Here is a 19,463-nt window from a genome sequence, read left to right as displayed (position 1 = left end):
CCCTTTCAGTTCCGACAGTGAGCGGTGACGCTCAGGCCTCGTCGTCGGCTTCCGGACCGACCATCAGCGCGTCGCCGATCTCGTCCTTGCCGCGGCGGATCGCCATCTCGATCTTGGCGGTCATCTCGGGGTTCTCGCGAAGATAGTTCTTCGAATTTTCGCGACCCTGACCAATGCGGGTGCTGTCGTAGCTGAACCAGGCACCCGACTTCTCGACCACCCCGGCCTTGACCCCGAGGTCGAGGATCTCGCCGATCTTGCTGACGCCCTCGCCGTACATGATGTCGAACTCGACCTGCTTGAACGGCGGCGCGACCTTGTTCTTCACCACCTTCACGCGGGTGGTGTTGCCGACGATATCGTCGCGGTCCTTGATCTGCCCGGTGCGGCGAATGTCGAGGCGGACCGAGGCGTAGAACTTGAGCGCGTTGCCGCCCGTCGTGGTCTCCGGATTGCCGTACATGACGCCGATCTTCATGCGCAGCTGGTTGATGAAGATCACCATGCAGCGCGAGCGGCTGATCGAGCCGGTCAGCTTGCGCAGCGACTGGCTCATCAGGCGGGCCTGGAGGCCGACGTGGCTGTCGCCCATCTCACCCTCGATCTCGGCCCTCGGCACCAGCGCGGCGACCGAATCGACCACCAGCACGTCGATCGCGTTCGAACGGACCAGCGTGTCGACGATCTCCAGTGCCTGCTCACCCGTGTCGGGCTGCGACACGATCAGCTCGTCGATGTTGACCCCGAGCTTCTTGGCATAGGCCGGATCGAGCGCATGCTCGGCGTCGACGAAGGCCGCGGTGCCGCCGGTCTTCTGCGCCTCGGCAATGGTGTGGAGCGCGAGCGTCGTCTTGCCCGAGCTTTCCGGGCCATAGATCTCGATCACGCGACCGCGCGGGAGACCACCGACGCCAAGGGCGATGTCGAGCCCGAGGCTTCCGGTCGAGATCACCTCGACTTCCATCTTGGGCTTTTCGCCCAGCTTCATCGCCGAGCCCTTGCCGAACGCCCGATCGATCTGCGCCAATGCGGCGTCGAGCGCCTTCTGCCTGTCCGTAGTCACCACATCCCCGCCCATACCGACGACCTTCAGCTGCGTTGCCATTCCCATCCCTCTCGCCGGCGGTGGCCAGATGCCTCCGCGATGGAGCGTATGTACTCTATCCGTTCCGGAGGAACAAGAGGAGAACAGCGCCATCCGGCAGCGAACGGGAGTTGGGCATGGCAAGAGTGAGCCGAGCCCGCTTACTCTAGCGGAAGCGGGAGCCCGTGCAACGGGGAATGCGGGTCAGGAGCGGCGCGACTTGCGCTTGCGGCTGCGCCAGAAGTCTAGCGCGTGGGATGCTTCGAGCGGCTTGGCGAAGAAGAACCCCTGCCCTGCGACACAGCCGAGCGCGGCCAGTGTCGTCGCGAGTTCGCGGCTCTCGACGCCTTCGGCAGTGGTCGACATGCCGAGGGCGTCGGCGAGGCTCAGCACCGCGCGGACAATCGCCACGCTGTCGGGATCGATCATCATGCCCGTGACGAAGCTGCGGTCGATCTTGAGCACGTCGATCGGGAGCCGCTGAAGATAGGCAAGACTGGAATAGCCGGTCCCGAAGTCATCCATCGCGACGGTCGCGTTGAGCGCCTTCAGCGCATCGAACACGCGGGTCGCGCGGCGCGGGTCCTGGACGATCGCGCTTTCGGTCAGTTCGAGCGTCAGCCGCTCGCCCGCCAGACCACTCGAGCGGAGCGCACCTCCGACCATTCCCGCGATGTCGTCGCGCGCAACCTGAATCGCGCTGAGGTTGACTCCGACGTAGAAGGGCAAGGTCTCGCCGGCTTCCTGGTCCCAGGAAGCGAGCGTGGTGGCGGCCTTGTGCATCGCCCAGCGGCCGAGCGTCAGGATGAGCCCGCTTTCCTCGGCGACCGGGATGAACTCGCTCGGGCTGATCTCGCCGCGGTCCTCGTGGGTCCATCGGGCGAGCGCCTCGAAGCCCGACACCTCGCCGGTCTTGAGGTCGATCAGTGGCTGGTAGAAGAGGTTGAGCGCGTCCCGGTCGAGCGCGCGACGAAGCTCGGTCTCGATCGAGAAGCGGCGGCGAGCGAGGCTGGCTTCCTTGGGCTCGTAGACCTGCGGGCGGCCCGTCGCCTTGGCCTGCTTGACCGCGAATTGCGCGTTGCGGAACAGCTCCTCCGCGTCCTGACCAGGGGCCATGATGGCGAGACCGATCGCGCATTCGACCTTGATCTCGAGCTCGCTTAGCCGGAACGGCGCGCTCATCGCGTCCTGAATCCGGCTTGCGGCCTTGAGCGCGTCGGCCATTCCGCGGCGAAGCGCGACGATGATCCCGAACTCGTTGCCGCCGGTTCGTGCCAGGCGGTCACCCGACCGCAGCGCCGAGATCAGCCGGCGGGCGAAGGTGATCAGCAACTCGTCGCCGGCAAGGCTGCCCATGCTCTCATTGATGCGGCTGAAGCGGAGCATGTCGACCACGAGCACGGCGTGCTCGGTGGCGAGGTCGCCCTCGGCCGCCTCGGGCATGCGGCCGGCCACCTCGATCATCTCGGTGAAGGCAAGGCGATTGGGAAGGCCGGTCAGGCTGTCGCGCAGCATCTCGGCGCGAAGGGTGCGCTCGGCCTGGACCTCGGCGGTGCGGTCGACCACCGACACGAGCGCACGCCGGACGGCGCCACGGGTCGGCAGCGGCGCGAGCTTCAGCCGATAGAAGCGGGCCGCGACCCCCGAATTGTCACGAAACTCGAGGTCGGGACCGACCGCGCAATCGTCGAACCAGTCGCGCAGGTGCGAGGCGATCAGCCCGTCCCCCTGAAGGCAGCTGGCGTTCATCCCCTCGAGAGTTCCGACGGTCGAGATGGTGACGGTTTCCTCGAACCGCGGATTGTAGGCGGCGATGGTGATCCGCTCTTCCTCATACTCGAGGATGGCAGCGGCGATCGGCAGGGCGGCGAGCAGCACGGGGCCGTCCGCCCAGAGGGGCGGCGCATCGTTCGGAGCGCTTCGGCGAGCGGAAGCGCGCGGTGGCGAGGCCTGCATCACGACGCCATGCGCCACGAGGCGTTAAACTTCTGTTTCATGCCGGTCGCTTTTTACGCCCGTCCCTTGCCTCGCCGGTCGGGCGCGAACAAAGGAAGCGAGGTCTACTTCCGACGAGGGTTTCCGATGCGCCGTCTTGCCTTGCTCCTCCCTGCCCTCTCACTCGCCGCCGCGGCGCCTGCCGCCCAGCCCAAGCCCGAACAGCGCGCGCTCGCCGCGGCGGTGGCGAGCTCGGCGCGGAGCGAGGCGAACCGCGCCCGCGACCGCTTTCGCAATCCGGCCGCGACGCTCGCTTTCTTCGGGGTTCGCCCGCGCCAGACGGTGGTCGAGATCTTTCCCGGCGGCGGGTGGTACAGCGAGATTCTCGCACCCTACGTACTGAACGGCGGAGGCACCTATTATGTCGCCGCGCCCGATCGCGGTCTGACAGGATTCCGGCGGTTGGCCGAGAAGAACCCGGCGCTCTACGGACGAGCTCGCCTCGCCGCCTTCCCGGTCCGTTCGGCGAGCGAGACGGGAGTTCCGGCGGGCAGCGCCGACGTCGTCCTCACCTTCCGCAACGTCCACAATTGGGCGATGGGCGACGAGCCCTACGCCGACCTCGCCTTCAAGCAGATGTTTGCGATGCTCAAGCCCGGCGGCGTGCTTGGCATCGAGGAGCACCGCCTGCCGGAGAGCGCCGATTCCGCGCGCGAGAAGTCGAGCGGCTATCTCAAGGTCTCGACCGTCCGCCGGCTTGCCGAGCAGGCGGGCTTCCGCTTCGCCGGATCGAGCGAGATCAACGCCAACCGCAAGGACAGCGCCGACTGGCCGGAAGGCGTGTGGACGCTTCCGCCGACCCTCGCCCTCAAGGACAAGGACCGCGCCCGCTACCTCGCGATCGGTGAGAGCGACCGCATGACGCTGAAGTTCGTCAAGCCCGCCCGCTGATCCGGGCGCCGGTCGGAACCGCCGGGTTCGTCGCGAGCCACGCCTCGAGCGCGTCGAGGTCGAGGCCCGCGTCGAACGGGTCGGTGCCCGAGGCGAGCACCGAATAGCCGTCGCCGCCGCTGGCGAGGAAGTTGTTGACCGTCACCCTGTAACGCCGCGCCGGGTCGATCGGGCGGCCGCCGAGCGTCATCGCGACGATCCGCTGCCCGGCCGGCCGCGAGACATCGACGCGGTAGGCGAAACCGGCCGAGGGGATCAGCAGCGAGCTGGCCTGGACCTTGCCGTTGACCTCGCGGAAGCCCTGCTCGAGCAGCGCGCCGAGCTGCGCGCCGGTCAGCGTCTTCACCACCAGGCTGTTGCCGAACGGCTGGGTTGCGAACACCTGGCCGTAGGTGATCGTCCCGTCGGCCCGCGGCACCAGGTCGGTGCGGACCCCGCCCGAATTGATGAAGGCGATGTCGGCCCCGCCGCGGTCTGCGGCACGGGTCGCGGCGAGCTGCGCGTCGGCGATGAGCTCGCCCGCCGAGCTGTCGCCGTCGTCGGCATCCTTGAGCGCCGGGCGCGACAGCCGTCCGACCACCCGCTCGGCGGCTGGACGAGCGGCGGCGACATAGCGGTCGACCAGCGCCTGCACCGCGGGATCGCCCTCGGCCAGCACCGGCACGTTCTGCGCCCGCGCCGCTACCACCGTCCTTGTGGCGGGATCGAAGTCGAGCCGGATGTCGCTCACGAGATAACCGTTCTTGCCCGCGCTGGTCAGCAGCCGAGTGGTCCCGCCCGCCTCGACGTCGCAGGCATAGGCATGGTGGGTATGGCCGCTGACCACGACCCGGATCGCGGGGTCGAGTTTGCCGAGGATCGGCACGATCTCGCCCGACAGGCCCTCGCAACCAAGCGCGTCATAGGTGGGGGGAACGCGCCCGCCCTGGTGGATCAGGAGCACGATGGTATCGGCCCCCTCGGCCTTGAGCCTGGGCACCAGCGCGTTGGCGGTCGCGGCTTCGTCGGCGAAGGTCAGCCCGGCGACCCCGGCGGGCGTGACGAGGGTCGCGGTCTCCTTGAGGGTCATGCCGATGAAGCCGACCTTGACCGGGCCGAGCTGCTTGATCGCGGTGCCGGGGAAGAGCGTCGAGCCGCCCTCAGTCAGTACGTTGGCGGCAAGGTAGCGGAAGCTGGCGGGCGCGTGCGGCTCGACCGCGCAGGGCTTGCGGCTGGTCAGCTTGTCGCAGCCGCCATCCTGCATCCGCTTGAGCTCGGCGCCACCCTTGTCGAATTCATGGTTGCCCACCGCGGCAAGTTCGAGCCCGGCCATGCTCAGCGCGCGCACCGTCGGTTCGTCGAGGAAATAGGCCGAGACCAGGGGCGTCGCGCCGATCAGGTCGCCCGCGGCGACGGTCACGCTCGGCCGTCCGGCGCGAAGCCGCTGCAGGGTCGCGGCGAGCTGGGCCGCGCCGCCGGCCCTGATCTTGCTCGTCGTCCCGTCGGCGTTGCGCAGCGGCACCGGATCGGCGGGCGCGACGAGATTGCCGTGGAAGTCGTTGATCCCGAGCAGCTGCACCTCGACCGGTGCGGCCGCAGCGGCGACGGGCGGCGGAGCGACCGCGCGGGGGGTCGTCGCGCAGGCGGCGAGGCCCGCGCTAGACGCGAGCAGCAAAAGGCGTGAAATCGGTACGCTCATCAAAGACATCCATTCCTTCGCGCCGCTTGAGCGCACCAACCACCAGATAGGTCAGCGGGGTGAGCAGCACCTCCCACGCGACCTTCAGCGCCCATTGCGTCAACAGCACCTTGATGACGAGGTCGTTACTCCAGCCCGCGGCGCCGAGAAAGGCGAGCGGATAGAAGATCAGGCTGTCCACACCCTGACCGGCGACCGTGCTGCCGATGGTCCGCATCCACAAATGCCGACCGCCCGTCCAGACCTTCATCCGGGCGAGTACCGCCGAATTGACGAACTCCCCCGCCCAGAAGGCGATGATCGAGGCCATGACGATCCGCGGGACCTGGCCGAACACCTGCTCGTAGGCCCCCTGCCCGGTCCAGCCCGGTGCCGGCGGAAGCGCGACCACGACAAAGCTCATGAAGGCCATGAACAGCAGCGCCGCGGTCCCGACCCAGATGCAGCGGCGCGCCCGGGCATAGCCGTAGACCTCGGTCAGCACGTCGCCGATGACATAGCCGAGGGGAAAGAAGAGGATCCCCGCCCCGAACGGCCAGTCGCCGATCAGCGGCAGATCGACGGTCGCGACCTTGCCCGCGCCGAGCACGTTCGAGAGCAGGAGGATGGTGACGAATGCCGCCATGACGAGGTCGAAGAAGCGCATCGGCCGCCCGTGCAGGGTGCCGGCCTCGACCTTCTCGACCATCATGCCCCCACCTCCGTCATCACTTCTTTCCGCCCGCCGCCAAGACAGAAGAAGCGGGACCCCGGGTCAAGCCCGGGGTGACGAAGGGAGGTGTCGCAGCTAACAGCCCTCCATGACCGACGACGACCTCATCGCCGCCGCCCGCGCCGCGGCGCTCAAGGCCTATGCTCCCTATTCCGGCTTCTCGGTCGGCTGCGCGATCCTCAGCGTCGACGGCGAACTGGTCAGCGGGGCGAACATGGAGAATGCCTGCTACCGCCTCGGCCTCTGCGCCGAGCAGAGCGCGCTCACCACCGCGCAGCATGCCTTCGGTCTCCAGCGCATCGCCCGGATCGCGGTGGCCGGCGGCGACGGCTCGGGCGAGGCGCTCAAGGGCGAACAGAGCGTCACCCCTTGCGGCGGCTGCCGCCAGGCGCTGCTCGAGGCGAGCCATCTCTCCGGCCGCGACTTCGAGCTCCTCTGCGCCAGCGGCGACGGAAAGACGGTGGAGCGGCTGACGCTGTCGGCGCTCATTCCTCATGGCTTCGGTCCGAACAACCTGTCCGACGCGGGTTGAAGCGCGCCTGACAGACAGGCGCGCTTCAGATCGAAGGAAGCTGTTCGGCCTGAAACATTCCGGTGAACGGCGAGCAGACCAGCAGCAACTCGCCCATCAGCAGCGCCGCGATGACTTTGTGGCGAGGGCTCACGATCTGCCGGTGGACGAGGGTCATCGCGAGCGCGATACCGGGCCACAAGGGCGCATAATAGCGCATCTGGGCGGAGGTCAGATCGCCGATCGCGAGGAAGGCACTCCAGCCGTAGATTGTATGGATGCCGATCGAGATCGGCAAAGCGAGCAGGAAGGCCCCGGCGACCAAGGCCAGCGGCTCTGGCTGTTCGCGGCGGAGTACCGTCGGCAGGATGAAGAAGGCACCAGCAAGGCAGATCAGCAAGACGGCCGCAAGGCACGCCAGCTGGATCGGTGCGGCGGGTTCGAAGGCCGGCCACTTGAGCGCCAGATTCTGGAGGAAGTGGAGCAGGAACTCTCCCGCCGAAAGGTCGGGCCGCAAGGCCTCCGGAACCGCATTGTGGGTCGGGCTGCTCCAAATGATCTTGCCGCTGCTCAGCAGGTTGGCGAAGGTCGGGATGGCGCCGATCGCGGCGATCGACGCGCCGGTGAGGAGCGTTCGGCGAGCAACCGCCCGACCGTTCAAGGCGACCAACAGAACCACGAGCAAGGCCGCCGTTCCGAGCATCACGAGCGCGGTCAGCTTGGTCCATCCGGCAAGCGCCAGCCCGGCTCCGACGAGAAGGCCGGCCCTCGTGTCGCGCTGGTCGGCCAGTCGAAGCAGGCCAGCGAACACGATGCCGGTGGCGACAAGAACCAGCGAGTCATTGTTGACGAAACCGGCCATCCCCGGGGTCTTTGGGAACAGCACCAGCACGCTCGAGAAGACGGCCCGACCCGAAAGGTCCGGAAAGGCCATCGCTCCTGCTGCCAACATGATGATGATGGCGAAGCTGGCGACGGCGACATTGATCAGGCGCAGCTTGAGCATCTGCCCTTCGACACTGACGCCGTCATCCCACAATTGCCCAAGCGCCACATAATATGGCGTCGGATGGTTGAGATAATTGGGTTCGGGAGCGGCCGCGCTCGGCGGGAGCCCGCTGCCAAGCGAGGCATAGTCCGGGAAGAATTCGGGATTGGCTGCCATCGACCGGACGAAAGTCGTGTGTTGCAGCTCGTCGATGGGCGATGGAAACGGAGTGGCTAAGGCGAGCCAGAGCGACAGGCCGAGTTGAACCAGGAGCGGCAGTGCGAGAACCAGAAAGGCAAGCGCCCGCCGCGAGATCGCGGGAGCGCCGCGGTCCAAGATCTCCACCAGGCTGATCGACATGCCTCGTCTTAGTGAGGAGGCCGTTAATTATGTCCTGCCTTGCCACGGTCCGACGCGCGATTTCTGGCGCGTCGGGTTCGCCGCTCCGCCGAGGGGCTCTACCTGGTCCTGTGATTGCGACCGAATGCGCCGAGGGGCGTTGAGGGGTCGTTTCCAGCGCAAGCGAGACCCGTGATGAAGACCTTATCCCTGTCCGGTGGCGAAGCGGTTCCGATGCTTGGGCAAGGGAGCTGGATGATGGGCGAGCAGGCCTCGCGGCGGGCGGACGAGATGGCCGCGCTGCAGGCCGGGGTCGACCTCGGCATGACGCTGATCGACACCGCCGAGATGTATGGCGACGGCGCCGCCGAGGAACTGATCGGCGAGGCGCTCGGGCATCGGCGCGACGAGCTGTTCCTCGTCAGCAAGGCCTATCCGCACAATGCCTCGAGCGACCGGCTTGCCCGCTCCTGCGAGGCGAGCCTCAGGCGGCTCGGGACCGACCGGCTCGACCTCTACCTGCTTCACTGGCGCGGGTCGGTGCCGCTCGCGGAGACGGTCGAGGCGATGCAGGCGCTGAAGGCGGCGGGCAAGATAAGGCACTGGGGGGTCAGCAACCTCGATACCGACGACATGGAGGAGTTGGTCGATGCCGGCGGCGATGGCTGTGCGACCGACCAGATCCTCTACAACCTGACCCGCCGCGGGGCGGAGCAGGAGCTGATGCCGTGGCTGGCCGAGAACGGCATCCCGGTGATGGCCTACAGTCCGGTTGAACAGGGCCGGTTGATCGGCCATTCGAGCCTAAGCGAGATCGCCCGGAGGATCGGAGCGACGCCGGCACAGGTCGCGCTCGCATGGACGATGCGCGACGGCCGGGTGATCGCCATCCCCAAGGCGGGCAGCGTCGATCACGTGCGCGACAATCGCGCGGCGGCGGACCTTCTTTTGTCAGACGAGGACCTGGCGGCGCTCGACCGCGCTTTCCCCAGGCCGCGGGTGCCGACCCCGCTCGAGATGCTCTGAGCCCTTGCGGCTCAGATCGGGCGGAGCTTGAAGCCGGTCACCCGGCGGTCGAAGCGGCATTCGAACGACCGGCGCCCGGCCGGGGCGGAGACGGTGCCCCAGACGATGGCCTTGCCGCCGTCGCGCATCTCGACGTCGATGATGTGGACCGTGCCGTACGCCGCAGCCTGCGCCTGGCAGGCGGAGGAGGCGGCGAGCCGCACCGCATTGCCGTCATAGGCGACCGCCTCGCCCTGCTGGCTGCTGCGGACCGCCGCGCCGATCGCGCTCGCCGCCATGCCCGCGACGCAGCCGCCGAGCGACAGGCCGAGCATGGGGACGATCAGCAGCCGGGCGACGCGCAGGCTCACGCGAGCTTGATCTCGCGCAGACGCTCCATGAGATAATCGTGGCTGCTGATCGGCGGCCACTTGGGCTCCTCGCCGGCGGGCACGGTGCCGGGCAGCGCCTCGATGGTGAAGTCGGGGCGGAAGTGGAGGAAGAAGGGCATGGAGTAGCGCGCGTTCGAGGCCCGGTCGGGGGTCGGGTTGACCACCCGGTGCGGGGTCGAGCGGAGCTTGCCGTTGGTCAGGCGCTGCAGCATGTCGCCGATGTTGATGACCAGTTCGCCCGGCTTGGGCGAGACGGGGATCCAGCGGCCGTCGCGGGTCTTGAGCTCGAGCCCGGCTTCCTCGGCGCCGAGGAGCAAGGTGATGGTGTTGATGTCCTCGTGCGCGCCCGCGCGGATATGCTCGCCGGTGGCTTCCTTCTGCGGCGGATAGTGGAGCAGGCGGAGCACCGAATTGCCGTCGCGGACGGTGTCGGTGAAATAGTCCTCGTCGATCCCGAGGTAGCGCGCGATCGCCTTGAGGACGGTGACGCCAGTGCGGTCGAAGGTGTCGTAGAGCTCGAGGAAGGTTTCCTTGAAGCCCGGCACTTCCTCCGGCCAGACATTGTCGGCCATGACGTCGCGGAAGCTGTGGCCCGGGGTCAGCTCGCGGCCGACGTGCCAGAATTCCTTGAGGTCGTGCGCCTTGGCACCCTTGGCGGTCTCGATCCCGAACGGCGTGTAGCCGCGCGCGCCGCCCGACCCGAGGGCATAGTTGCGCTTGGTCTCTTCGGGCAGAGCGAAGAATTCCTTCGCCTTCTGCTCGGCCCGCGCGATCAGCTCATCGGGGATGCCGTGGTCGGCAAGGACGGCGAAGCCATATTCCTCGAAGCTGCGCCCCAAATGCTGGGCAAAGGCGTCGCGGTCGGCGTCGGCTTCCTTGAGGCTGACGGAAGCGATGGTGTCGGCGGTGATCGTGTCGGTCGTCATGCGGGCCGCTTTAGCCGAAGCTTGGCGGCCCGCAAATGATTGAGATCGACCGTTCTACGGCAGCATGATCCCGGCCAGCGCGGCGCTCATCAGATTGGCGAGGCTGCCCGCGAGCAGCGCCTTCAACCCGAGCCGGGCGATCACCGGGCGCTGGTTGGGGGCGAGGCCGCCGGTGACCGCCATCTGGATCGCGATCGACGAAAAGTTGGCGAAGCCGCACAGGGCGAAGGTGACGATCGCGCGGCTTCGGTCGCTGAGGAGCGCGGACGGTCCGCCGGCGTTGCCGAGCTCGATGAAGGCGACGAACTCGTTGAGGACGATCTTTGTCCCGAACAGCCCGCCCGCGACCTGGGTCTCGTTCCACGGCACGCCGATCAGGAACATGATCGGACGGAAGATCGCGCCGACCAGCGCCTGGAAGCTCAGCGTCGGATAGCCGAACCAGTTGCCGATCCCGCCGAGAATCCCGTTGGCGAGCGCGACGAGGGCGACGAAGGCGAGCACCATCGCGCCGACCGCGACCGCGAGCTTGACCCCGGTCTGCGCCCCCTGCGCGGCGGCCATGATGATGTTGGCGGGCTTCTCGCCTTCCTCGAAGGTCTCGGCGATCTCGATCGTCTCGGCCGGAGGACCGGCTTCGGCGCGCGCCTCGGCATTGGTCGGCGGGACGCTGTCGCGGGCGTCGGGCATCAGGATCTTGGCCATCAGGATGCCGCCCGGCGCCGACATGAAGGCGGCGGCCAGCAGGAAGGGCAGATATTGCTCGCCGAGCAGGCTGGCGTAGGCGGCGAGGATGGTTCCGGCGACGCCCGCCATGCCGACCACCATCAAAGTGAACAGCTGCGGCGGCTTCAGCGCGGCGAGATAGGGACGGACGACCAGCGGGCTTTCCGACTGGCCGACGAAGATGTTGGCGGCGCTGCCCAGCGCCTCGACCCGGCCGACCCCGGTGATCCAGCCGATCGCGCCGCCGACCCAGCGGACCACGCGCTGCATGATCCCGAGATAGTAGAGGATCGAGACCAGCGCGGCGAAGAAGATGATCACCGGCAGCGCGCCGAGCGCGAAGGTGTTGTAGAGCGCGGGGTTCTTGTCCTTGGCGCCGAACAGGAAGGCGGTCCCCTCCCCGGCATAGCCGAGCAGGTTGGAGACGCCGGTCGCCATGCCCTCGATCGCGGCCCGGCCCCATGGCGTGTACAGCACGAGGAAGGCGATCGCGGCCTGCATTGCGAAGGCGGCGCCGACGACGCGCGGCCGGATCGCCCTGCGGTCGGAGGAGAAAGCGAAAGCGACCAACAGGATCGCGACGATCCCGAGCAGACCGAACCAATGACTCATGTTCAAGCTTCCCCAGCCCGCTGGCAGATTACCAGACCATCCCTTGCGTAGCGTTTGCGTGCGCTTCGTCCAGCCTGTCGATCGCCTGCGCCGGAGTCTCCGCCATCAGCAGCTGCGCGCGGCGCGCCGGCGACAGGAAGCCCGAGGCCGAGACATGGTCCATGAACTGATCGAGCCCGTTCCAGAAACCCTTCACGTTCAACAGGCAGAAGGGCTTGGCGTGATAGCCGAGCGCGTTCCAGGTCCAGGCCTCGAACAGCTCGTCGAGCGTCCCGATCCCGCCCGGCAGGCAGACGAAGGCGTCGGTGAGCTCGGTCATCCTGGCCTTGCGCTCGTGCATTCCAGAGACCTGGTGCAATTCGGTGCAGCCGAGGTGGGCGACTTCCTTGTCGACCAGCGCGACCGGAATCACGCCATAGACCTTGCCGCCCGCGGCAAGCATCGTGTCGGCGACCAGCCCCATCAGGCCGAGCTTGCCGCCGCCATAGACGAGGTCGATACCGCGCTTCGCCATCTCGGTGACAAGCGCGACCGCCGCCTCGGCAAAGACCGGGTCGTTCCCCGGCGCCGAGCCGCAATAGATGGCGATCCGACCGATGCTCACAGCTTCACCAGCTCGGCGAGGTCGGCGACCGGGCGGGCGCCGAAGTGGCTGATAATCTCGGCCGCGGCGATTCCGCCGGTCATCAGCTGGCGGTCGATCGGATGCCCCTTGCAGCGCGCGGCGAGGAAGCCGGCGGCGAACAGGTCACCCGCGCCGGTGGTGTCGACGACCTGGCTGACGGAAATGGCCGGGACCTCGGTGGTGACCCCCGCCTCATGGGCGAGTGCTCCGGCAGGACCACGGGTGAAGACCAGCGTACGCACCTGCGAGGACAAGCGCTCGATCGCGCTGTCGAGGTCGGCCGCTCCGGCCAGTTGCAGCGCCTCCGATTCGTTGGCGAAGATGAGGTCGATCCCGCCGCCGCCAATAAGCTGCTGGAGCGGCTCCTTGCGCCCGGGAAGGCAGACGCTCTCGCTCAGGGTGAAGGCGACCGTTCTTTCAGCGGCATGGGCGATGTCGATCGCGTGCATCATCGCAGCGCGCGATTTCTCGGGCCCGAACAGATAGCCCTCGAGATAGAGGATCGAGGCGGCGCGGATCGCCTCGGCGTCGACCGCCTCGCGCGACAGATGGTGGGCGGCGCCGGGACAGGTGTTCATCGTCCGCTCGCCGTCGGGCGTGACGAGGATCAGGCAGCGGCCGGTCGACGGGCCCTCGGTCAGCGGCGGCGTTTCGAAGTTCACGCCGAGCGCGCGCATGTCGTGGGTGAAGATGGCGCCGAGTTGGTCGTCCGCGACCTGGCCGACGAAGGTGACGCTGGCGCCCATTGCCGCCGCGCCCGCCATCGAGTTGGCGGCCGAACCGCCGCTCATCTCGCGGGCACTCCCCATCGCTTCGTAAAGCGCGAGCGCCTGCGGCTCGTCGAGCAGCTGCATCGCGCCCTTGGGCAGGTCGAAGCGGGTCAGGAAGTCGTCGTCGCAGGTCGCGATGACGTCGACCAGGGCGTCGCCCATGGCGAGGATGTCGTGGTTGGCGGAGGTCACGAGGGCGGGCGGTTAGGGCCCACCCGCTCCCCGGTCAATGCCCGCCGCTCAGCATTGCCCGGCTCGCGGCGGTCAACATCGCCAGCCGTTCGCCGTGCGTCCCGTCACGTTCGGCATGCCGGAGCGGAAGGACATTGGCGACAAGGATCTCGGGCGGAGTAGGCTGCTGCCCGAACAGCGCGAAGGCCTCGTCGGCGAAGTCGCCGAGGGGCTGGTAGCCGGCGCGAGTCGACTGGCCGGGGGTGAGGTCGGTCTGCACGCCCGGCGGGGCCAGCTCGATCACTTCCACCCTGCCCGCCAGGGCCTCGCGCAGCGACTGGGTGTAGCTGTGCATCGCCGCCTTGGTCGCGCTGTAGGTCGCAGTCGCCATCAGCGGCACGAAGGCGAGCCCCGAAGTGACGTTGACGATGGCCGCGTCGGGCTGCTGCGCGAGATGGTCGATGAGACCGTCGATCAGGCGGATCGGACCGAGAAGGTTGGTGGCGATGGTCTGCTCGGCGACGGAAAGATCGCGGGCGGTATCGAGCCGCTCGTGGCGCATGATGCCGGCATTGTTGACCAGCACGTTGAGGCGGGGAAAGCGCTTCACCAGTGCTGCAAGCGCGGACTGCAGCGCATCGGCATCGTCGACGTCGAGCGCCACGGCATGGATGTCGGGACGACCTTGGGCGGTCTCCTCGAGCGCGTCCAGCCGCCGCCCGGCGACGATCACCACATTGCCCGCGTCGTGCCAGCGACGGGCGAGTTCGCGGCCGATGCCCGATCCTCCACCGGTGACGAGGATGGTGTTGCCGCTTGCCTTCATGGTGGATGTCCCTGTCTGGAGTGCCGCGCGAGATGGCGCTCGCCCCAAGGCGCTTCAACCCCGCTTGCAACTTAGCAGGCAGTCGCTACCCCTCCGCCCCATGAGCACCGATACCGCGCCGCCAAGCCGCCTTCTCGCCCCTTCCCTGTTCGCCTTCGCCATCTTCTATGGCGGAATGGTGTGCATCGCCGGCGTGCTCGGCAACAAGCAGGTGGCGCTCGGGCCGCTGGCCGTCGAAGCCGGCATCTTCGCCTTCCTGCTGCTGGTGGTGACGAGCAGCTCGATCGCCGAGCTGCACGGGCGCGAGACCGCCAACCGGCTGGTGGTCATCGGCTTCGTTCCGCTGCTGATCTCGCTCGCGCTTTCCGAGCTGGTCCTCGCCCTTCCGGCCAGCCCCGAGATGGATCCGGAGCGACTCGGTGCCTTCACCCTGATCATGAGCGGCACCCCGCGCATCTGGCTCGGCGGGATCCTCGCCTACGGCATCTCGACGCTGCTCAACGTCTACATCTTCAGCAAGCTGCGCGGACGCGAAGGCTCGCGCCTGCTGTTCTTCCGCTCCGCAGTGGCTTCGGCGCTGAGCCAGGCGGTCGACACGCTGATCTTCGTCAGCGTCGCCTTCGCCGGCGTGTTCCCGATCGCGCCGCTGCTCGGCGGGCAGATGCTGGCCAAGGTGGTGCTCTCGATTGTGTTCGTTCCGCCACTCATCATCCTCTTCGTGAAGCTTGGACGCCATCTGGACCGGTCCGCGGCTTGAAAATTCGCGTTTAAACTGCTGTTAGCCGGCCCGAGTCGCGGGGGTGGCGACCGGCAAGCGTTGTTTCTGAACAACAGATTGGGATCGAATGGTGAGGCCGCCCCGGCCGTCACCCTTTTGTCTTAATCAAGCCATAGCGGCCCCGGTGAACTGAACGACCACATAAGTTCCGTCAGTCACTCTCTCACCACGGGGTTCCCAAGTGAAAAAGCTCATCCTGCTCTGCTCCGCCGCGGCGGTGTTCATGCCGACCGCCGCCTTCGCCCAGTCGACCGGCACCATCGAGACCGAAGAAGAAGCGGCGCCGATCGTCGTCACCGGCACCCGGTCGAGCAACGTCGACGGCATCCAGGTGCCCGACACGACCAAGGCCAAGGCGGTCATCACGCAGGAGCTGATCAGCAAGCAGTCGGCCGGCCAGACCATCCTCAACACGCTGAACCTGGTCCCGGGCGTCAACTTCACCCAGAGCGATCCCTACGGCAGCGCGGGCGGCAACATCCGCATCCGCGGCTTCGACGGCAACCGCATCAGCCTGACGCTTGACGGCCAGCCGCTCAACGACACCGGCAACTATGCCATCTATTCGAACCAGCAGGTCGACCCCGAGCTGATCGAGCAGGTCAACGTCGGCCTCGGGGTCACCGACGTCGACTCGCCGACCGCGTCGGCCGCCGGCGGCACCGTCAACTACCGCACCATCCTGCCGACGCTCGACCAGCAGCTGAACTTCACCGGCTCGGTCGGCACCTTCGACTATCGCCGCCTGTTCGGCGTCGTCCAGACCGGCACCCTGCACTCGTCGGGCACCCGCGCCTTCCTGTCGGGCAGCTATGCCCGCAACGACAAGTTCAAGGGCCCGGGCGAGATCTACAAGCGCCAGGCCAATGCCAAGATCTATCAGCCGATCGGCAACAACGGCGACTTCATCACGCTCGGCGCGCACATCAACATCAACCGCAACAACTTCTTCCGTAACCCGAGCCTGAGCGACTTCCGCTCGCTGTTCGGCACCTCGGAGATCCAGGACAATGCCCTGGCGAATGCGAACAATCCGACCCGCGTCGGCTACTTCAGCTACGCGCAGGAAGAAGCTGCCTACGACTTCGAGAACCTGGCCGAGTGCAACAACCCCATTCCGCTGAATGGCGTCGTCCAGAACGGTAACGGCGGCACCGGCCCGAACGGCACCGGCCCCTCGGCACCCGCAATTGCCGGAAGCGCCAACAACAACCCGCTCAACGCGTCGGCCTGCACCAACTATTTCGGTGTGCGCGTCAATCCGTCGGACACCGGCAACATCCGCGGCAGCTCGCGCTTCACGCTGACCGACGCGCTGACCCTGACCGTCGACCCGAGCTACCAGTACACGCTGGCGCATGGCGGCGGCACCACCACGCTCGCCGAGAACAGCGCCCGCGCCCGTGGCGGTTCGACCACCGCTGCCGGAGTCGACTACAACGGTGACGGCGACATCCTCGACACCGTCCGCTTCTTCACTCCGAACATCACCAACACCCGTCGCTACGGCCTGACCAGCTCGCTCATCTGGGACATCACCCGCGAGCACCGCCTGCGCGTCGCCTACACCTACGACCGCGGCAACCACCGCCAGACCGGTGAGTGGGGATATCTCGAGCAGGACGGCAGCCCGCAGAACATCTTCTCGGGCCGCAACGGACGCGACGTCCTGACCGCCGACGGCTTCCAGATCCAGCAGCGCGACCGCAAGTCGATCGCTCTCCTGAACCAGATCTCGGGCCAGTATATCGGCCGCTTCTTCGACCGCGCCCTGCGGGTCGAGGTCGGCGTCCGTCGTCCGTTCTTCAAGCGCGACCTCGAGACCTTCTGCCCGATCGAGGCGCGTGGGTCTGGCTTCGCTTACTGCACCAGCGAGACCAACCTCAACTTCATCGACGCCGACGATGTCGTGCCGACCACCGGCCCGACGCCTTACTACCGTCCGTTCAAGGCCAAGTATAAGTTCGGCAAGCTGCTTCCGAACGTCGGCTTCACCTACAACTTCTCGGGCAGCCTCAACGGCCTCTCGACCTTCGGCAGCTATGCCAAGGGCTTCTCGGCGCCGCGCACCGACAACCTCTACCGTGCTCCGATCGTCGAGATCGATCCGGAAGAGACCGATGCGTTCGACCTCGGCCTGCGCTACACCCGGCGCAACGTCCAGGCGCAGCTCGCGGCCTGGAAGATCGACTATCAGAACCGGATCGTCAGCTCGTTCAACCCGGACCTCGGCATTTCGCTCGACCGCAACATCGGTTCGGTCGACAGCCAGGGTGTCGACGCGAACATCGCTTATCAGCCGGCTCGCTGGATCAGCCTCGTCGGCCTGGTCAGCTACATCGACACCGAGCTGAAGGAGAATGTCGAGATCCAGCGCTACACGGCGCCGGCGACCGGCACGATTGCTCCGCCCGCAGGCCTGATCTTCTGCGGCGCGGCGCCGACCGCGGGCCAGACGACCACCGTCTGCGCTCCGACCGCCGGCAAGTTCGTCACCGAGACCCCCAAGTGGCAGTTCGGTGGCCGCGTGAACTTCGACTTCAATCCGTTCGAGCTGGGCTTCCAGTTCAAGCGGGTCGGCTCGCGCTTCGCGACCGACACCAATGACGTGAAGGTCTCCGGCTACACCACCGTCGATGCGGACCTCCGCATCTCGGCCGAGCCGCTGGGTCTCAAGAACACCTTCTTCCAGGTGAACGTCACCAACCTGACCGACCAGTTCTACCTCGGGAACATCGGCACGCAGATCCGTGCCAACGACAACCCGAACTTCACCCCGGCTGCGCCGCGGACCATCATGGCGTCGCTCCGCTTCGGCATCTAAGCCGATCCCGGACTGACCGGACCTGGGGCGTCGCTTCCGCAAGGAGGCGGCGCCCTTCGTCTTTCTGGGGGTTGATGGGCGACACACCCTGTGGCAATCGCTCTGCGGCGCGAGCGCGCGGGTATGATGTAATGGTAGCCTGTCAGCTTCCCAAGCTGAACGCGCGGGTTCGATTCCCGCTACCCGCTCCAGCCTTGGCCAGTTTCGCGACTAGCGTCGCCAGTCGCCACCCAGCGCTCGAAACAGATCAATCTGTGCATTGGCAATGCCGGCGTCGCTCTGCGCCACGGCGGCTTCCGCGTCCGCGTAGGTGCGTTCGGCATCGAGCAGCTCGAGCGAGCTGATCTGTCCTTCACGCTGCAGCGCGCGGGTGCGGCGGACCACGGCTTCCGCCTGGGTGCGGGCCGAGGCGAGCGCGGCGCGCCGCTGCTCGAGACGCTGGTAGGCGGAGAGCGCAGTCTCGGTCTCCTGGAGCGCGGTCAGGATGCTGCCATCGAACTGCGCCAGTGCGATCCGGCTGTCGGCCTCGGCTGTCGCGATCCGCGCTCGGGTTGCCGATCGGTTGGCGGTCCAGTTGAGCAACGGTCCGACCAGCCAGCTCAGTGGATTGAGGAGGTTCGACACGTTCGTCCCGCTGCCCCCGATCGAGCCGCCGAGCGAGATGCTGGGGTAGAGGTCGGCGGTGGCGACCCCGATCCGGGCGGTCGCGGCCGCAAGGCGACGCTCGGCCGCGCGGACGTCGGGGCGGCGGGCAAGCAGGCCGGCGCCATCGCCGACGGGGATCGGCTGATCGAGCGTCAGCGTGTCGTTGCGCGCCGCCGCCACGGCCGGCAGGTCGCGCGGCGTACGCCCGGTCAGGGTCGCGAGGCGCAGCAGCGCGGCGGTGCGGTCCGCTTCGAGCAGCGGGACCTCGGCCCGGCGCTGGTCGCGAAGGGCGGCGATACGGGCAGTATCGAGGCCGGTTGCAAGCCCCACCACGCGGCGTCGCTCGGTCAGGGCGAGCGAGCGGTCGAGTAGGCCGACGATGCGCTCGGCGACCGCGATCCGCTTGGCCGCCGAGGCGGCGTCGGCATAGGCCCGCGTCGTGTCGGCGACGACCAGCACGCGCACCGCATCGGCTTCGAAGGCCGCGGCGGCGGCATCGCCCCGCGCGGCCTCGACCGAGCGGGAGAGCCGGCCGGCAAGGTCGAACTCGTAGGCGACGCTCAGGCCCGCATCGAGCTGGAGGTCGATGCCGCCCTCCCCGCCCGCAATGGCCTGGGGCGAGCGGCCGAGCTGGGCTCCGGCGTTGGCGCCGATCTGCGGCTCACGCGCCGCCCGCGTCTGGCGGACCAGCGCCCTTGCCCGCTCCAGCCGACCGGCCGCGACCCGCACGTCGGTGTTGGCGGCGAGCGCGTCGGCGACGAGGCGGTCGAGCACCGGATCGCGGTACAGCCGCCACCAGTCCCCCGCCGGCTGGGCGGTGCTGACGAGCGGACTGGTCGATCCAAGGAAGGGCGCGGCGGCGGTCGTCGGAAGCGGCCGGGCGGCATAGTCGCTACCGCTCGCACAGGCGGCGAGGGCAAGGACGGACGCCGCGATCGGCAGGAGGCGCTTGGTCATGATCATTT

At 67.7% G+C, this 19,463-nt stretch carries 17 protein-coding genes and 1 tRNA gene; 6 read left to right on the top strand and 12 right to left on the bottom strand.

Annotation, left to right across the window (positions count from 1 at the left end; translation table 11 throughout):
- Window positions 1-31 precede the first annotated feature (31 nt).
- Together recA and ABD727_RS05985 are read right to left on the bottom strand one after the other, a co-directional pair.
- Window positions 32-1,105 (bottom strand): recombinase RecA, encoded by a 1,074-nt coding sequence (recA, locus tag ABD727_RS05990; RefSeq protein WP_344706475.1) that lies wholly within the window; start codon window positions 1,103-1,105, stop codon window positions 32-34.
- A gap of 183 nt (window positions 1,106-1,288) precedes the next feature.
- On the bottom strand, window positions 1,289-3,040 hold the full coding sequence (locus ABD727_RS05985; RefSeq protein WP_344706474.1) for a putative bifunctional diguanylate cyclase/phosphodiesterase: 1,752 nt from the start codon (window positions 3,038-3,040) through the stop codon (window positions 1,289-1,291).
- A gap of 126 nt (window positions 3,041-3,166) precedes the next feature.
- On the opposite strand from ABD727_RS05985, the gene ABD727_RS05980 reads away from it, so the two are divergent.
- Window positions 3,167-3,970: a class I SAM-dependent methyltransferase gene (locus ABD727_RS05980; RefSeq protein ID WP_344706473.1), complete on the top strand. Its 804-nt coding sequence runs from the start codon at window positions 3,167-3,169 to the stop codon at window positions 3,968-3,970.
- Here ABD727_RS05980 and ABD727_RS05975 read toward each other — a convergent pair.
- Window positions 3,954-5,648, bottom strand: coding sequence for a bifunctional metallophosphatase/5'-nucleotidase (locus ABD727_RS05975; protein ID WP_344706471.1), 1,695 nt, complete (start codon window positions 5,646-5,648; stop codon window positions 3,954-3,956). The two genes, ABD727_RS05980 and ABD727_RS05975, sit on opposite strands and share 17 nt — an antisense overlap.
- Window positions 5,608-6,339, bottom strand: a complete 732-nt coding sequence (locus tag ABD727_RS05970; protein ID WP_344706470.1) for a queuosine precursor transporter — start codon at window positions 6,337-6,339, stop codon at window positions 5,608-5,610. Before ABD727_RS05970 ends, ABD727_RS05975 begins: the two co-directional genes overlap by 41 nt.
- A 109-nt stretch (window positions 6,340-6,448) precedes the next feature.
- On the opposite strand from ABD727_RS05970, the gene ABD727_RS05965 reads away from it, so the two are divergent.
- Window positions 6,449-6,892: a cytidine deaminase gene (locus ABD727_RS05965; protein WP_344706469.1), complete on the top strand. Its 444-nt coding sequence runs from the start codon at window positions 6,449-6,451 to the stop codon at window positions 6,890-6,892.
- 25 nt (window positions 6,893-6,917) lie between these two features.
- Here ABD727_RS05965 and ABD727_RS05960 read toward each other — a convergent pair whose 3' ends face one another.
- The gene (locus ABD727_RS05960) at window positions 6,918-8,036 is read right to left on the bottom strand and encodes a hypothetical protein (RefSeq protein ID WP_344706468.1); all 1,119 of its coding nucleotides are present in this window, start codon (window positions 8,034-8,036) and stop codon (window positions 6,918-6,920) included.
- A 357-nt stretch (window positions 8,037-8,393) separates the two neighbouring features.
- Here ABD727_RS05960 and ABD727_RS05955 point away from each other — a divergent pair, with 357 nt between their 5' ends.
- Window positions 8,394-9,224 carry an aldo/keto reductase gene (locus tag ABD727_RS05955; RefSeq protein ID WP_344706466.1) on the top strand — a complete coding sequence of 277 codons (831 nt, stop codon included), beginning with the start codon at window positions 8,394-8,396 and terminating at the stop codon, window positions 9,222-9,224.
- A gap of 11 nt (window positions 9,225-9,235) precedes the next feature.
- Here the strand turns inward: ABD727_RS05955 and ABD727_RS05950 are convergent, their stop codons facing one another.
- The 6 genes from ABD727_RS05950 to ABD727_RS05925 are packed head-to-tail and all read right to left on the bottom strand — an operon-like array spanning window position 9,236 to window position 14,251.
- Window positions 9,236-9,574: a hypothetical protein gene (locus ABD727_RS05950; RefSeq protein ID WP_344706465.1), complete on the bottom strand. Its 339-nt coding sequence runs from the start codon at window positions 9,572-9,574 to the stop codon at window positions 9,236-9,238.
- Window positions 9,571-10,521: an isopenicillin N synthase family dioxygenase gene (locus ABD727_RS05945; protein WP_344706464.1), complete on the bottom strand. Its 951-nt coding sequence runs from the start codon at window positions 10,519-10,521 to the stop codon at window positions 9,571-9,573. Before ABD727_RS05945 ends, ABD727_RS05950 begins: the two co-directional genes overlap by 4 nt.
- A 54-nt stretch (window positions 10,522-10,575) precedes the next feature.
- Entirely contained in the window at window positions 10,576-11,859 is a 1,284-nt protein-coding gene (locus ABD727_RS05940; protein WP_344706463.1) for a NupC/NupG family nucleoside CNT transporter, read from the bottom strand.
- A gap of 28 nt (window positions 11,860-11,887) precedes the next feature.
- Window positions 11,888-12,463: an LOG family protein gene (locus ABD727_RS05935; protein WP_344706462.1), complete on the bottom strand. Its 576-nt coding sequence runs from the start codon at window positions 12,461-12,463 to the stop codon at window positions 11,888-11,890.
- Window positions 12,460-13,446, bottom strand: a complete 987-nt coding sequence (locus ABD727_RS05930; protein WP_344706461.1) for an adenosine kinase — start codon at window positions 13,444-13,446, stop codon at window positions 12,460-12,462. The genes ABD727_RS05935 and ABD727_RS05930 overlap by 4 nt, the downstream gene beginning before the upstream one ends.
- A 34-nt stretch (window positions 13,447-13,480) precedes the next feature.
- Entirely contained in the window at window positions 13,481-14,251 is a 771-nt protein-coding gene (locus ABD727_RS05925; protein WP_344706460.1) for an SDR family oxidoreductase, read from the bottom strand.
- A gap of 100 nt (window positions 14,252-14,351) precedes the next feature.
- On the opposite strand from ABD727_RS05925, the gene ABD727_RS05920 reads away from it, so the two are divergent.
- From ABD727_RS05920 to ABD727_RS05910, 3 genes are all read left to right on the top strand, one after another.
- Entirely contained in the window at window positions 14,352-15,008 is a 657-nt protein-coding gene (locus ABD727_RS05920; RefSeq protein ID WP_344706459.1) for a queuosine precursor transporter, read from the top strand.
- A 202-nt stretch (window positions 15,009-15,210) separates the two neighbouring features.
- Window positions 15,211-17,853, top strand: coding sequence for a TonB-dependent receptor (locus ABD727_RS05915; protein ID WP_344706458.1), 2,643 nt, complete (start codon window positions 15,211-15,213; stop codon window positions 17,851-17,853).
- 117 nt (window positions 17,854-17,970) lie between these two features.
- A tRNA-Gly gene (locus ABD727_RS05910) sits at window positions 17,971-18,044 on the top strand.
- A gap of 19 nt (window positions 18,045-18,063) precedes the next feature.
- On the opposite strand, the gene ABD727_RS05905 is transcribed toward ABD727_RS05910, so the two are convergent.
- Window positions 18,064-19,461 carry an efflux transporter outer membrane subunit gene (locus ABD727_RS05905; RefSeq protein ID WP_344706457.1) on the bottom strand — a complete coding sequence of 466 codons (1,398 nt, stop codon included), beginning with the start codon at window positions 19,459-19,461 and terminating at the stop codon, window positions 18,064-18,066.
- Between the last annotated feature and the right edge of the window lie 2 nt (window positions 19,462-19,463).

The sequence above is a fragment of the Sphingomonas swuensis genome (assembly GCF_039538045.1).
Classification (GTDB): domain Bacteria; phylum Pseudomonadota; class Alphaproteobacteria; order Sphingomonadales; family Sphingomonadaceae; genus Sphingomicrobium; species Sphingomicrobium swuense.
Note: the sequence above shows the minus strand (reverse complement) of the source record. Positions and strands in the feature narration are given on the sequence as shown.